The organism is Faecalimicrobium dakarense (genome assembly GCF_000499525.1).
Lineage (GTDB): Bacteria > Bacillota > Clostridia > Peptostreptococcales > Peptostreptococcaceae > Faecalimicrobium > Faecalimicrobium dakarense.
Map to the genome: position 1 here is coordinate 1 of NZ_HG529390.1, position 15193 is coordinate 15193.

The window sequence follows — 15193 nt, forward strand, 5'->3', positions numbered from 1 at the left end:
TGCTGCAGTAGAAGCAGCTAGAGCTGGTTCTGCTGGTAAAGGATTTGCTGTTGTTGCTGATGAGGTAAGAAATCTTGCTGCTAAATCAGCAGAAGCTGCTAAAAATACAGCTACACTTATTGAAAACTCAATAGAAGCAGTTGATAAAGGAACTAATATTGTAGATAGTACAGCTGAGTCACTTCAAAAAATAATAAATACAACTAGTAGAACTACTGTATTAGTTGATGAAATAGCTAAAGCATCTGAAGAAGAAGCTAGCGCAATTAATCAAGTTACATTAGGAGTAGAACAAATCTCAGCGGTAGTGCAAACTAACTCTGCAACATCAGAAGAAAGTGCAGCTGCTAGTGAGGAGTTAAGTGGACAAGCACAAATGTTAAAATCACTTATTGAGAACTTTGAGTTAAAAGATACAAATAAACCTAGAAAAAATATAAATTTCAATGGTGATGAAACTGATTATTTTGCAATGAATGAATATTAATAATGCATAACAATATGCTATAATTTATAAATTTAAAAAAATGGAAGCCTTTATGCTTCCATTTTTGAGAATTTAATTTAAATATAAAATTAATTGCAATCTATTATATTTAATTAATAAAAGGAGAAAAGATATGAGCGGAGTAGATTCTTTAGCTGAATTTTATGTACACGAAAATATGCAGTTATTAGAGCAATTAGAAGAAATTTTACTTGTAGGCCAATTAGAAACTGGTGGATTAGGCAAAGAAGCAATTGAAGAAATCTTTCGTGCGATGCATACGATTAAAGGCTCTTCGGCCATGATGGGATACGATAGTTTAACAAAGCTTACTCATAGTATAGAAGATGTTTTTGATGAAATACGTGGAGGGCTTGAACTTTCTAGTAGTAAATGGGAAGAAGTCATTGACGTTGTATTAGCTATTATTGATTTTCTAAAAGAAGAAATGCTAAATGTACAAGATGGATTGCTTCCAGAGGCAAGTATCGATGAATTACATGATAGAGTTTCATGTTTACTACATAGTGAAGATGAAAATAAAGAACTAGAGATAGAACTGCCACAAGATAGTAAGAACGATGAAAATACACAAACAGCTGGTGAAAAACAACTTTGTATAAAAGTTTTCTTCGAAAGTGGATGTAGTATGGAAGGCGTTAGAGCGCTTGGTGTAGTTACTAACCTTGACAGTTTATGTTCTATTATAAGAACTGTACCTGAAGATTTAATGACGGATTGCGATGATGCTATAGCTAAAGATGGTTTTACCATATATACAAAATTAGTAGAAGATAAATCTGCTCTTGAAAAATGTATTGGTGAAACTATGTTTTTAAAGAATTTTGAAATTATTGAAGTTACAGATGGACCTCAACAACAAAATACTTCTAATTTAGATAGTTCAAATGATAGTCAGGAATCTTTAGATGAAGAAGTAGAAATCATAAACGAAGTGTTAGAACAAAACACTAAAGAGGAAGTTGCTAAAACACAGGTGCCTAATAAATCAAATGAGGAAGTAGAAGTTGTTAAATCAGAGACATCTAATAAGAAAGATGATGAAATAGAAGCAATAAATAAAGCATTAAAGAAAGAGCCTAAAAAAGAAACTAAAGAAGAAACTAATCAGCCTCATGTACATAATAAAAATAGTTACTTAACTGTAAATATTAATAAGGTTGATACATTAATGAATTTAGTTGGAGAGATTGTTACTACTGAATCTATGGTAGAAAAGCAATCGCAATTAGAAAACTTTGACCCAGATAGTTTTGAAAAACAAGCAAGAAGACTACATCAATTAACAAATGAACTACAAGATGTAGTTATGTCTATTCGTATGGTTCCAATATCTTCTACATTTACTAAAATGCAAAGAGTTGTAAGAGATATGAGTAAAAAGACTGGTAAATCAGTAGATCTTAAATTAATTGGTGAGCAAACTGAGGTAGACAAAAATATCTTAGAAAATATTTCAGACCCTTTAATGCACATGATAAGAAATAGTATGGACCATGGTATCGAGACACCTGAGGAGCGTAAAAACACAACGAAACCAGAAAAAGCAACTGTTACATTAGAGGCAAAAAACACTGGTGGAGATGTTGTTATTATTATTAAAGATGATGGTCGAGGATTAGATAAAGAGGCTATTGTAAAAAAAGCAATTGAAAAAGGAATTACAAGTAAAAGTATTGAAGAAATCAGCGATAAAGAGGCATATAACTTTATATTAGCACCAGGATTCTCAACAAAGAGTGCTGTAAGTGAGTACTCTGGACGTGGTGTAGGTATGGATGTTGTCTACACAAACATTCGTAAGTTAAGAGGTTCAATTAATATAGACAGTGAAAAAGGAAAAGGTACTATGATTGTACTTCGTATTCCACTAACACTTGCTATTGTAGATGGTATGAAAGTAAAAATAGATGATGAAATATATATTATTCCATCACTTAATATAAAAGAAGTATTTAGACAAGGTGCTTATGAAATTGTTCAAAATCCAAATGGAGAAGAACATAGTATTATTAGAGGTAATTGTTATGAAATACGCAGACTATCAAATATATTAGAAATAAATGAAACTAAATCTGATGAAGGAATTATGATTTTAGTTGAATCTGAAATGGGAAATGTATGTATGATTGTAGACAGTATTATTGGTCAACAACAAGTTGTAATTAAACCGATACCTACATTATTGACACAGTTTGAAAAAGTCCAATCTTATATGTCAGGTTGCTCTATTTTAGAAGATGGTTCTATTAGTTTAATATTTGATGTAAATGCCATTATAAACAGATAAATGGCATTAGTATAAAAATCGACATAATTACTATAGACGAAGCTGCCAAAATTGCTTAAAAATTATGGTGAAAACTGTGTAGTAATATAGCACAAGCATTAAAAAGGAGAAATAGTCTATGGAAGATAATAAAAAGATAAAAGTGCTGGTAATTGATGATTCTAGCATGTTTCGACGCATTGTATCAAAGTATCTTCAAGAACATCCAGAGTTAGAAGTTGTAGGAACTGCTAAAGATCCATATGATGCTAGAGATAAGATAATAGAGTTTAGACCAGACGTATTAACACTAGACATAGAAATGCCAGGGATGAATGGAATTGAATTTTTAAAAATTATAATGAATCAATGTCCTATTCCAACAATTGTTATTAGTGGTGCTGATGGTAAATGCTTTGAAGCTATAAGCGCTGGAGCTGTTGGATTCGTTGAAAAACCAAATGCAAATACAATGAATGAATTTTCTAATGATTTAGCATCTAAAATTAAAGAAGCTTCAGTTGCTAAATTGGAAAAGAAAAAGTATTCAAAAATAAACTCTTCACAAGTTAGTAATTCTGTGCAAAGAAAAAGTACATTTAACAATGAAAGTATAAGAAGAAATAAAGATATAATTGCAATAGGTGCATCTATGGGTGGTGTAGAAGCAGTCGCTAAAGTAATAAGCCAGTTGCCTTTAGGATTGCCACCAATTGTAATCACACAACATATGCCACCAGTATTTACTAAAAGATATGCAGAGCGCTTAAATAAAGAATGTGTCATAAATGTATTAGAAGGAAAAGATGGACAAGAAGTATTAAGTGGACATGCATATATTGCACCTGGTGGATTACAAATGGGTATCACAAAGAAAAATAATAAATATGTGTTAGAAATTAAAGAAGGAGAAAAGATTAGTGGTCATTGTCCTTCAGTAGATTATTTATTTCAATCTGTAGCAAAAGTGGCTAAAGAAAATGCTATAGGTGTTATTTTAACTGGAATGGGTTCTGATGGAGCTAAAGGATTACTTGATATAAAAGAAGCTCACGGATATACCATTGGTCAAAATAAACATTCTTGTGTTGTTTATGGAATGCCAATGGCTGCGAAGAACCTTGGAGCAGTCGAAAAAGAAAGCTCTTTAGAGATGATTCCAAATGTAATATTAAATCAACTAAAGAGAAGACAATCAACGGTAAAATCTATAGATTAGATAGAAAGTAGGTATATATGAAATTTGAATGTGATAAATTGAATGTATTTCGTGAAATTAGTAATATAGGTTCAGGTAATGCATCGAATTCATTAGCTATGATGTTAAATGAGCTAGTTGATATTGGGATTCCTAAAAGTGATATGATTAAATTTTCAGATATAACTAATAGTTATAGCTCTCCAGAAGAGTTAGTTGTAGGAACTGTTTTACAGCTTTCAGAAGATATGGAAGGTTTTATTATGGTTATTATGAAAATTGATTCAGCACTTAATTTATTATCAAAAATTACTGGAAAAGAAATTAAATGTGATATAAATGATTACAATTCAGTTTGCGAAGAACTAAATTCTATAGGTGAAGTTTGTAACATACTTTGTGGAACTTACCTAACTGCAATATCTGATATGACAGGTTTAAGTATAAATCCATCAATACCTTACTTTAGTGTAGATATGGTTATGGCAATTATGAATTTACCTATCTCATTATATGGTCCAGTTGCGGACACAATTTTATGTATTGAAACGGACTTTTTCACTACAGACCACAAAATCGATGGAAAATATTATTTTATTCCTAAAGTTGAATCATGTAAGAAACTATTATCTTCATTAGGCTTTGCTGATTAGGAGACTAGCTAATGGAAAATATAACAGTTGGTATAGCAGACTTTAATATTGTAAAGGCGCCTAATCAAATTAAGACTATTGGACTTGGATCTTGCTGTGGTGTGGTACTTTACGATGAGATAAATAAAATCGCTGGATTAGTTCATATTTTGCTTTCAGATTCAAAACATGAAAAAAATGTAGTAAACAAGGCAAAGTATGCAGATACGGGTATTACTTTATTATATGAAGAGATGAAAAAGAAAGGTGCTAATCCTAGGTTTATAAGAGCAAAGCTAGCCGGTGGTGCACATATGTTTAGTTTTAAAAATACACCTAATAGTATATTTACTATTGGAGAAAAAAATGTAAAATCATGTAAAGAAACATTAGCTAAACTAAATATCTCTATTGTTTCTGAAGATGTATTAGGAACTTGTGGAAGAACTATTACATTTGATACTCTTACAAGTAAGCTACGTATCAAAAGTGTTGGAAAAAATGAAAAAGTCATTTAAAAGGATGGTGTATTATTTATGAATGCAAATGATGAGATAATAGACAATAAAATAGATGATTTATATATGGTATTTATTATAAATAATCAAAAGTATGCATTGTCGTCAAAATATATTATAGAAATTATTGAAATGCTGCCTATAACTAAAGTTCCATTCCTTCCTAAGTATATGAAAGGGATTATAAATCTAAGAAGTACTATTATTCCTGTAATGGATGCTAGGATGAGATTTGATATGGATCCAATTGAATACAATGAAAGAACTTGTATTATTATAATTGAAAATAACGGAGATCAAATCGGATTAATAGTTGATGCGGTAAATGAAGTTATTCATATTTCACCTAATCAAAGTATGAAGATGAACTCAAATAAAGAAGAAGGTAAGCAAAACTTTATAAAAGGTGTTAGTGAAATAAATGATGAAATTCAGTTAATATTAGATTGTGACTCATTAGTAGAAATTGTAGAGGATATAAATGATGGAATTAACGAATAAAGACTTTGTACGATTAAAAAACTTTATGTATAATAATTATGGGATAAATCTGGAAAAAAAAGAACCCTAATTGAAACACGACTAGTACTTATGGTAAAGCGTTTAGGATTTCCTGATTTTAAAAGCTATATAGATAATTTAATGCAAGATAAAACAGGAGAACAAGTATCGGCTTTAGTAGAAAAGTTAACAACGAATTTTACTTATTTTATGCGTGAGGAACAGCACTTTGAATTTTTAAAAGATGAAGTGTTATTACCTAATTTAAAAAAGCCACCAATTGGAGGAATAAAAATCTGGTCTGCAGCTTCATCTACTGGGGAAGAACCATATTGTATTGCTATGTTAGCATCATCTATCTTGGGCAAAAGCTCAAAGTTAAGAGTATCTATAACAGCGTCAGATATTTCTAATAATGTACTAAAACAAGCAAAGGCAGGTATTTATTCAGAAGATAAAATATCTAAGTTGCCACAATTATGGGTGAAAAATTTCTTTCAGAAGATAGATGAGAAAAATTATGCAGTCACTAAAAATGTTAAAGAATTAGTTGAATTTAAATATTTTAATTTAAATAATAAGATAGGCTGGGATAGGTCTAAATATGATGTTATCTTTTGTAGAAATGTTATGATTTATTTTGATAATCCTACAAAGCAGGCATTATGTAAAAGATTATATGAATCACTTAAACCAGGAGGTTATTTAATAATTGGAATGTCTGAGAACTTATCTAATTTAAACACAGATTTTGAACGTGTAAAACCATCAGTATATAGAAAAAAATTATAATTGATGAAAAATGGAGGAAATATTATGAAAAGAGTATTAATAGTTGATGATGCTGCATTTATGCGTATGTCTATTCGCAATATGCTTCAAAATTATGAATTTGAAATAGTTGGAGAAGCGGAAAATGGTTTAATGGCAATTGAAAAATACCAAGAATTACAACCAGATATAGTAACAATGGACATTACTATGCCGGAAATGGATGGATTAGAAGCATTAAGAGAGATCAAAAAGATCGATCCAGGTGCATCAATTGTCATGGTATCAGCATTAGGACAAGAAGCTAGAATGAAAGAGGCAATTATCTATGGAGCAAAAGGATTTATTGTAAAACCTTTCAAAGAAGAGATTATTGTATCTGCTTTATCTAAACTGTAATTTACTTTGTTGATAAGTAATTAAGTTTAGGATACATATAAAGAATTAGTATAATAAAAGTAAGATGTTTATGCATCTTACTTTTATGATAATAACTAAATTATAGTATGATGTATATATGATACATCAAACCCACTATTAGTTTCTAATTTGAGGAATTAATAGTGGATTTGATGTGTACTTGCTATAAGTCACTTAAACACCACTTGAACATAAACAAGAAATAATTATGAATATAAAGTAAGATAAGGTTTAGAGAGGAGATATGATAAAATATTATGAAAAAAGAAGTAAATATATATGACTTTAAAAAGCCGCAAAGGTATTCTACAGACAATATGAGATTTTTATCTGTAATATCAGATGAATTTTGTAAGAGCATAAATCTATTTGTAGCTTATGAATTAAAAAAACCAAATATAGTATGTAAATTGGAAAGAATAGAACAAACAAACTATGAAGAATTTATGTATATGATATCAAATGACTCTGTGATTATTGAACATGCAATAAAACCTTTAGTTCAAGGTCTTATATATCAATTAGATAAAAGTGTTGCACTTTCATTTGTAGATTTAATACTTGGTGGAGATGGCATAGTTGATGATCATAAAAGAGAACTTACTGAAGTTGATAAAGAATTAATATCGTATATAGGTAGTGAGTTTTTAACAAAAATGCATATTTTTGAAGGGTGTGAATCTAGAGAAGTTTCTAATGTTTACACTAATGCCGGATCTAGTCAAAAATATCCAATAAGTGAATCAGTTATTATTTCCCATATGAAAATGATGGATGGCGATAGAGAAATAGGAAAAATGAGTTTCTGTAATCCATATAGTTGTTTGGAGCCAGTAATAGACCAATTAGAATCTAAAAGACTTTTTATAAGCAAAGATAAAGAATATGATTTTGAATTTACAAGTGCTATATATAAAAAGATTGATGGTGTAAAAACTGAGTTAGTTGCAAGTCTAGGCAATGTAAATGTAAGCGTAGAAGAACTTTTAAATTTAAAATTAGGAGATATCATAACTCTAGATACTAAAGTAAATGAAGATATAGACCTTTTTGTAGGAGGTTCAAAATCTTTTAAATGTAAACCTGGTCTTATTAAAGATAAAAAGGGTGTTGTTATAACTGGTGACACAAAAAAGGAAGCATAATTAATATAGAATAAATAAAAACACATTAATAATTTATTAATGTGTTTTTTTTATTTCAATTGATATTAACAAGTAGATATTTAGTTATATTATTTTGTCTAATTTTTAAATTTTTTTGCAAAATTTATAAAAGTTAAAATCTTAAATAAAATTATAACGAAAAGAATATTTTATATAGATATAAAGAATATGTCAATCTATCCGTATAGTAAGAAAATAAACTACTTAAGAAATACAAATTACAAAACTTTAAAATATAGGGAGGGCACTATGAAAAATTTAAAAATAAGTAGAAAATTAAGTATATCTTTTATTGTTTTACTAATGATTGCAACATTTGCAAATTTTTATACAATATCTAGTTTACGAAAAGCAGAAAGTCTAAATAAACAATTATTTAATGGACCTTATAATTCAACAACTGAAGCTATGGGAGTTCGTAGAGATACAGTTTCTATTGGAAGAGGTATAGCTAATTCAATTATTAGGGAAAATCCTTCAAAATATAGAGATGAAATTATAAGTAACTTTGAAAGTATTGATAAAAGACTTAAAATAATTGAAAAGTCTTTTAGTGGAGACAAAAAATTCATCGATAATCTTGAAAATTCTGTAGATAAAATAAGACAAGAGTACGACCAACTTTATGATCTTATGTTAAAAGGAGATTATAAAACTGTAAAAGAAGTTACAGCTGAAAATACAGAATATTGGAAGCTAGACGCTGAACTTAGAGAAAATTCAATAGCTCTTGATAAAGAGGCAGAAGCTGAAGGTATTGAGTTTAATAAAGGTGTAGAAAGTGCAACTTCAAAATCAACAATTACAGCTGTTGTTATGAGTATATTAAATATAGTAATAGGAATAGTTATATGCGTATATATTACAAAGAGCTTAAAGAAACCAATCGAAGAAATAGAAATAGCAGCAAATAAAATGGCTGAGGGTGATTATAATATCGCTATCGATTATGAATCAAAAGATGAATTAGGTTCTTTAGCAGACAGTATGCGTAAAATGAGTGGAGAAACTAAGGAAATTATAAATGATACAGTTCGTGTTTTAGGAGAAGTTGCATCAGGCAACTTTAATGTTGAACCTGAAGTAGAATTTATAGGAGTATTTAAAGGTGTTGAGCAATCAATAAATAAAATAACTAACGATTTAAGTGAAACAATGTCACAAATAAATGTGGCTGCAGAAGAAGTAGGAGCTGCATCAGATCAAGTAGCTGGTGGATCACAAATGTTATCACAAGGTGCTACTGAACAAGCAAGTGCAATTCAAGAGTTATCTGCAACTATTATAGAAATATCTGACAAAATAAAAGATACTGCAGACAATGCTAGAAAAGCTAATAATTTAACTCTAAGTTCAGCTCGTCAAGTTAAAGATGGTAATGAGCAAATGAAACAAATGGTTAAAGCAATGGAAGAGATTTCATCTACTTCTAATGAAATAGGAAGAATTATAAAAACAATAGATGATATAGCATTCCAAACAAATATATTAGCATTAAATGCTGCTGTAGAGGCTGCACGTGCCGGTTCAGCTGGTAAAGGATTCGCTGTCGTTGCTGATGAGGTAAGAAACCTTGCTGCTAAATCAGCAGAAGCTGCTAAAAATACAGCTACACTTATAGAAAATTCAATAGAAGCAGTTAACAAAGGTACTGAAATAGTAGATAGCACAGCTGAGTCACTTCAAAAAATAATAAATACAACTAGTAGAACTACTGTATTAGTTGATGATATAGCTAAAGCATCTGAAGAAGAAGCTAGTGCAATCACTCAAGTTACATTAGGAGTAGAACAAATTTCAGAAGTAGTGCAAACTAACTCTGCAACATCAGAAGAAAGTGCTGCTGCTAGTGAAGAATTAAGTGGACAAGCACAAATGCTAAAGTCACTTATCGAAAACTTTGAGCTAAAAGATACAAATGGTTCTAGAAAAAATATAAACTTCAATAGCGATGAAAATAATTATTTTGCTATGAATGAATATTAATAGGATCAAACTTTAAATAAAATTTAACAAAAAGGTTTGACATGAAACTATTATAGTTATATAATTAGTTTGACGTAAAACTAATTATATAAGAGGAGAAATACATAATGGCAAATTTAGATTTTATATACAACCGTAAGAGTGTAAGACAGTTTAAAAATACACCGATTCCAAAAGAAGATATAGTTGAATTATTAAAGGCTGGAACTTATGCACCATCTCCAAAGCACCAACAAAATTGGCATTTTGTTGTGCTACAAAATAAAGATATAATAAATGAAATGGCAGATATAGTAGCTAAAAGCCATGAAAATATAGGACAACTTGCAAAAAACGAAAAAGACTTTAAAAAGCATATGAGCGTTATAAAATACTATACATGCTTTAGATATGCTCCAGTAGTGATATTAGTATATTCATCTGAATATAAAATGATAGAATATAAGATATTAAAGGAAAGTAATGCACCTCAAGAAGTTATTGATGTGTTAGTATCACCTCAATCAGCAGCTCAAGGTATAGGTGCTGCAGTAGAAAATATTTTATTAGCTGCGACTGAAATGGGTTATGGAACTTGTTATATGACAGGTCCTACACATGCTAAGACTGAGATAGAAAAGCTTATAGGATTTAATAAAGAAGGATACGAATTAATGTCTATGATTTCTTTAGGAGTGGCAGAAGACGATACTCCTAATCAACCACCTCGTAAACCTTTAGAAGAAGTTGTAACATTTATAGATTAATATATAAATAATAAAAAGACATCTACGAAAACGTATTGTAGATGTCTTTTTTATTGTTTATTTTAATATATTGAAAATAAAAATTAATATAAAAATATAAAAAATATTATACTCAAAAAAGTTGTTACAATAATGTAATTCTCGATTACAACAGTGTAAATTTTTATATGGAAAATTTATGATATAGTGAAATTAACAATAGAAATAAAAAGATTTTTGTCGAAATACGGAATATTATACAAATTTTATCTAATTACTGAAAAAATAATGAAAATTCATGATGCGAGTATAATTAAATAGCAGTTTATAAAGATAAGATTGATAATCAAAAAATTAAAAATACAAAATAATCGATAAAAATATATTATAAATAGAATATAAGGCTAGGGTTAAGGTATGAAAATTATAAAAAGAATACGTGATAATATAATTAAATCTACTCTGATATTAGTAGGTTTAGTTTTTGTGGGTTTAATAGGTGATATTTATATAACTTCTCACGCTAAAGACAGTTTTAAAAATTCAATAGATAATTCACAGAGTATATCAAGTGGAATAGAATCAATAAAAAAACTAGAATCTAAAGATGTTATATCAATTGAAAAGAAAATAGACAATATGAACAACAAAAAAGGTATAAAAGATAATGATTTAAAGCAAGTATTTGAAAATTCTTTAATAATGGGAGATTCAATATCGGAATCTCTAATAGAGTATAGCATATTAAATAAATCTTCAGTAGTAGCATATAAAGGAAGAAATACATCATCTGCTAAAAAGGATGTAAATTTAGCTGTCAATTTATACCCATCTAATGTATTTATGGCTTATGGAATGAATGATATACCATACTTTAGAGGAGATGCTAAGAAATTTGTTTTATCATACGAAGAGCTAATACAAGATTTAAAATCAAAACTCCCTAAAAGTAATATATATATATGTGAAATTTTACCTGTACAACAAAAGGTTATAGATAAAGAAAAATCTATTATAAGATAGATGAATTTAATAATGCCCTTAAAGACATGTGTGAAAAATTAGGACTAACTTTTATAGAAAGTAAAGACATAGTAGTAAAAAATCCAAAGTTATTTGAAAATGATGGAGTACATATGAAAATAGGTTTCTATCCATTATGGCTAAGGACACTTTTAGATAAATCAAACTTATAAGTTAGTGAGGATAAATAAATGAAAAAATATATAAAGAAAATATTAGCAATTATGGTAATAAACATTTCAATCTTTACTATTGGGTGTTCAAGTGAGATAAACATATCTATAAATGAGATTGAATCTGATTTAGTTAAAAATATTAATACTGATAGAATGGAAAAAGGTGATAAAAAATCACTTATAAGATTTTATGGAATAAATCCGGATGATTTAGAAGATTTTGTTTTATACATACCTAAGTCCAATATGGATGTAGATGAAATGTTAGTCTTAAAAGTAAAAGACTTAGAAAAATTAGAATTCATAGAAGAAAGCATAGAATCTAGAGTAAATCGTCAAATAGAAAATTTCAATGGGTATGGTGTAGAACAGGTTGGGCTATTGGACAATTATGAGATGAAGATAAAAGATAAATATATTTTTTTCGTAGTCTCAGACAAGGCTGAAGAAATTAAAGATGAGTTTATCAAAAGTATAAAAAATAAATAAGGAATGTGAGCAGTTATGGTTTTTAGCAGTATTATTTTTATATTCACTTTTTTACATATAAGTTTATTGTTATATTATATTACTCCAATGACTATGAGGAACTTAATACTATTATTAATAAGCTTAGTATTTTATGCATGGGGTGAACCTGTGTATGTTTTATTAATGATATTTACAACAATATTTAACTTTATAATGGGTAGAGTTATAGATAGTAACAAAAGAAGTATTAAATGCAAAAATATATTAATATTTACGGTTTTAGTAAATATATTTATTCTAGGTTTTTTTAAATACTATGGATTTTTAATTGAAAATATAAATATGATATTTAGTTTAGATATAGCATATAAGCAATTACCCCTTCCGGTTGGGATATCATTTTATACATTCCAAATATTATCTTATGTAGTAGATGTATATCTAGGAAAAGCAAAAGTACAGAAGAATTTAATTTCACTTGGATTATATGTAACTATGTTTCCTCAATTAGTGGCAGGTCCAATTGTAAGATATCAAGATATAGATAGACAACTCACTTATAGAGAAGAATCTATTTCTAAGTTTGGATTAGGTGCTGATAGGTTTACAAGGGGGTTATGTAAAAAGGTTTTATTAGCAAATAACATAGGTATAATATGGACAACTATTCAATCTACAAATCTTAATGATATATCTGTATTAACATCATGGATAGGTATAGTAGCCTATACATTCCAAATATATTTTGACTTTAGTGGTTATTCAGATATGGCTATAGGTCTTGGAAAAATGTTTGGATTTGATTTTATAGAAAACTTTAATTATCCATATATATCAACTAGTGTATCCGAATTTTGGAGAAGGTGGCATATATCACTAGGATCATGGTTTAAGGAATATATATACATACCTTTAGGCGGAAATAGAGTAAGTAAATTAAAAAGTATAAGAAACATATTTACGGTTTGGTTACTTACAGGGTTATGGCACGGTGCAAGTTGGAATTTTATAGTTTGGGGACTTTATTATGGAACTATATTATTTATAGAAAAAACTATATTAAGCAAATTACTAGAAAGATTACCAAAACTTTTAAGACATATTTATACTATGTTATTAATTATGATAGGTTGGGTTTTCTTTGGAAGTGAAACATTAAGTTATGCTCTAAATTATATAGGAGTTATGTTTGGTCTATCAGGAAATAAGCTATTAGATTCAATGGGATTATATTATTTATACACTAACTTAATATTATTTATAGTACTATCATTGTGTTCAACACCTATAGTAAGTAAAATCTTTAAAACAATAATAAAAAAGGAAAAAATATAGGCTTATCAATGGCTATATTTGTGAATATATCAATAATGATATTATCTATATCTTATTTAGTAAATGAGACATACAATCCTTTCTTATACTTTAGGTTTTAAGGTAATTAAAGGAGGACTATCGTGAAAAATAAAAAATATTATGACAAAAATACCAAGGCATACTATATAATAATGAGTTCTGTATTTATAGTATTTCTAGCTATTATAGTAGCTTTCAATATACTAAAAAAAGATATAAAATTTTCAGAATCTGAAAATAGAATATTAGCTAAAAAGCCTAAATTTAAAGTTGAAAAGTTAGTAGAAGGGAAGTTTACAAAAAAATACGAAAAGTATAAAATAGATCAATTTATAAACAGAGATTTATGGATAGAAATTAAAACAAATTTTGATAAAATGCTGGGAAGAAATAAGTCTAATGGAGTTTATTTAAGCAAGTATAATTATTTAATTGAAGAATTTAAAGAACCAAACTCAAATGCCATAAAATCTAATTTGGATGCTATAAACAAATTCTCAGATAAATATAAAAGAATTAGACAACATTTTATAATAGCACCTAATGCAATAGAAATATTAGAAAATAATCTTCCTATATTTGCACCTACTTTAAGTCAGAAAAAATATATTGATAATTTTAAAGATAAATTAAACAAAAACGTAAATTTCATAGATTCATACAAAGCACTAAAAGTTCATAATAAAGAGTACATTTATTATAAAACGGACCATCATTGGACAACATTAGGGTCTTACTATACATTTTTAGAAGCAGCAAAGAGCATGGACCTTAATATAGATAAAATTAAATATGATATAAAGAAGGTATCTAATAGTTTTTTTGGAACGTTATCTTCTAAAAGTGGATATAAAGCAAAGGAAGCAGATACAATAGAAATATACATACCTCAAGATAAAAATGATGAATATGTAGTTAATTATGTAGAGGAACAAAAAAAATCTGCATCTCTTTATGATAGCTCAAAATTAAATATAAAGGATAAGTATGGAGTATTTTTAGGAGGAAATCATCCTTTAACTAAAATAAAAACAACATCTAAGGAAGATAGAAGACTTCTTATATTCAAAGATTCATATGCAAATAACTTTATACCATTTCTAACGCCTCATTTTAAAGAAATAGTGGTTATAGATCCAAGGTATTACTATGATGATATTGATAAATTAATTGAAGAAGAAAGTATAACAGATACTTTGTTTTTATATAATGCAAATACATTCTTTTCTGATACATCTTTAGAGTTAGTTTTAAGTAATAAGTAAATATATAAGCATTTATAGGTAGAATTTAGGAATTATTATTGGAAAAGGTATAGTGAAAAATAAATAGAGTATAAATAAATAACATTCATAGAGTTTTATAAATGTTATTTATTTAACTAAATTTACTTAGGGGTAGTAAATTTAGGGGAAAAGATTCATCGATATATTCTATCATATTTAATCATAAAAAATGTTAAAAGTGGACTGA

The 15193-nt window shown here is 28.1% G+C and carries 16 protein-coding genes; all 16 read left to right on the forward strand.

Translation table 11 applies throughout. From position 1 onward, the window contains the following. Window positions 1-487: methyl-accepting chemotaxis protein (locus tag BN899_RS13550; RefSeq protein WP_242824191.1), on the forward strand; the 487-nt coding region annotated here is incomplete at its 5' end. A gap of 133 nt (window positions 488-620) precedes the next feature. After that, entirely contained in the window at window positions 621-2798 is a 2178-nt protein-coding gene (locus BN899_RS13555; protein ID WP_042276395.1) for a chemotaxis protein CheA, read from the forward strand. Window positions 2799-2916: 118 nt separating this feature from the next. Then, window positions 2917-3996, forward strand: coding sequence for a protein-glutamate methylesterase/protein-glutamine glutaminase (locus BN899_RS13560; protein ID WP_042276397.1), 1080 nt, complete (start codon window positions 2917-2919; stop codon window positions 3994-3996). Between the two features lie 17 nt (window positions 3997-4013). Next, window positions 4014-4628 carry a chemotaxis protein CheC gene (locus tag BN899_RS13565; protein WP_042276399.1) on the forward strand — a complete coding sequence of 205 codons (615 nt, stop codon included), beginning with the start codon at window positions 4014-4016 and terminating at the stop codon, window positions 4626-4628. Window positions 4629-4639: 11 nt separating this feature from the next. Continuing rightward, window positions 4640-5125 carry a chemotaxis protein CheD gene (locus tag BN899_RS13570; RefSeq protein WP_042276402.1) on the forward strand — a complete coding sequence of 162 codons (486 nt, stop codon included), beginning with the start codon at window positions 4640-4642 and terminating at the stop codon, window positions 5123-5125. A gap of 18 nt (window positions 5126-5143) precedes the next feature. Further along, a complete protein-coding gene (locus BN899_RS13575; protein ID WP_042276404.1) occupies window positions 5144-5626 on the forward strand; it encodes a chemotaxis protein CheW in 483 nt (160 codons plus the stop codon). Window positions 5627-5716: 90 nt separating this feature from the next. Continuing rightward, entirely contained in the window at window positions 5717-6418 is a 702-nt protein-coding gene (locus BN899_RS13580; RefSeq protein WP_052356859.1) for a CheR family methyltransferase, read from the forward strand. A 24-nt stretch (window positions 6419-6442) separates the two neighbouring features. Then, the gene (locus tag BN899_RS13585; protein WP_042276406.1) at window positions 6443-6796 is read left to right on the forward strand and encodes a response regulator; all 354 of its coding nucleotides are present in this window, start codon (window positions 6443-6445) and stop codon (window positions 6794-6796) included. 278 nt (window positions 6797-7074) lie between these two features. After that, window positions 7075-7962 carry a flagellar motor switch protein FliM gene (locus BN899_RS13590; RefSeq protein ID WP_042276409.1) on the forward strand — a complete coding sequence of 296 codons (888 nt, stop codon included), beginning with the start codon at window positions 7075-7077 and terminating at the stop codon, window positions 7960-7962. A 270-nt stretch (window positions 7963-8232) separates the two neighbouring features. After that, window positions 8233-9969 (forward strand): methyl-accepting chemotaxis protein, encoded by a 1737-nt coding sequence (locus BN899_RS13595; protein WP_042276412.1) that lies wholly within the window; start codon window positions 8233-8235, stop codon window positions 9967-9969. Window positions 9970-10076: 107 nt separating this feature from the next. Then, a complete protein-coding gene (locus BN899_RS13600) occupies window positions 10077-10715 on the forward strand; it encodes a nitroreductase family protein (RefSeq protein WP_042276414.1) in 639 nt (212 codons plus the stop codon). A 396-nt stretch (window positions 10716-11111) separates the two neighbouring features. Further along, entirely contained in the window at window positions 11112-11717 is a 606-nt protein-coding gene (locus BN899_RS13605) for an SGNH/GDSL hydrolase family protein (protein WP_042276416.1), read from the forward strand. Between the two features lie 26 nt (window positions 11718-11743). Then, entirely contained in the window at window positions 11744-11890 is a 147-nt protein-coding gene (locus BN899_RS19125) for an SGNH/GDSL hydrolase family protein (RefSeq protein WP_154658905.1), read from the forward strand. Between the two features lie 18 nt (window positions 11891-11908). Then, entirely contained in the window at window positions 11909-12382 is a 474-nt protein-coding gene (locus tag BN899_RS13610) for a DUF4358 domain-containing protein (RefSeq protein ID WP_042276418.1), read from the forward strand. 93 nt (window positions 12383-12475) lie between these two features. After that, window positions 12476-13699 carry an MBOAT family O-acyltransferase gene (locus BN899_RS13615; protein WP_330362561.1) on the forward strand — a complete coding sequence of 408 codons (1224 nt, stop codon included), beginning with the start codon at window positions 12476-12478 and terminating at the stop codon, window positions 13697-13699. A 122-nt stretch (window positions 13700-13821) separates the two neighbouring features. Next, window positions 13822-14985, forward strand: a complete 1164-nt coding sequence (locus BN899_RS13620; protein WP_242824192.1) for a DHHW family protein — start codon at window positions 13822-13824, stop codon at window positions 14983-14985. Window positions 14986-15193 lie beyond the last annotated feature (208 nt).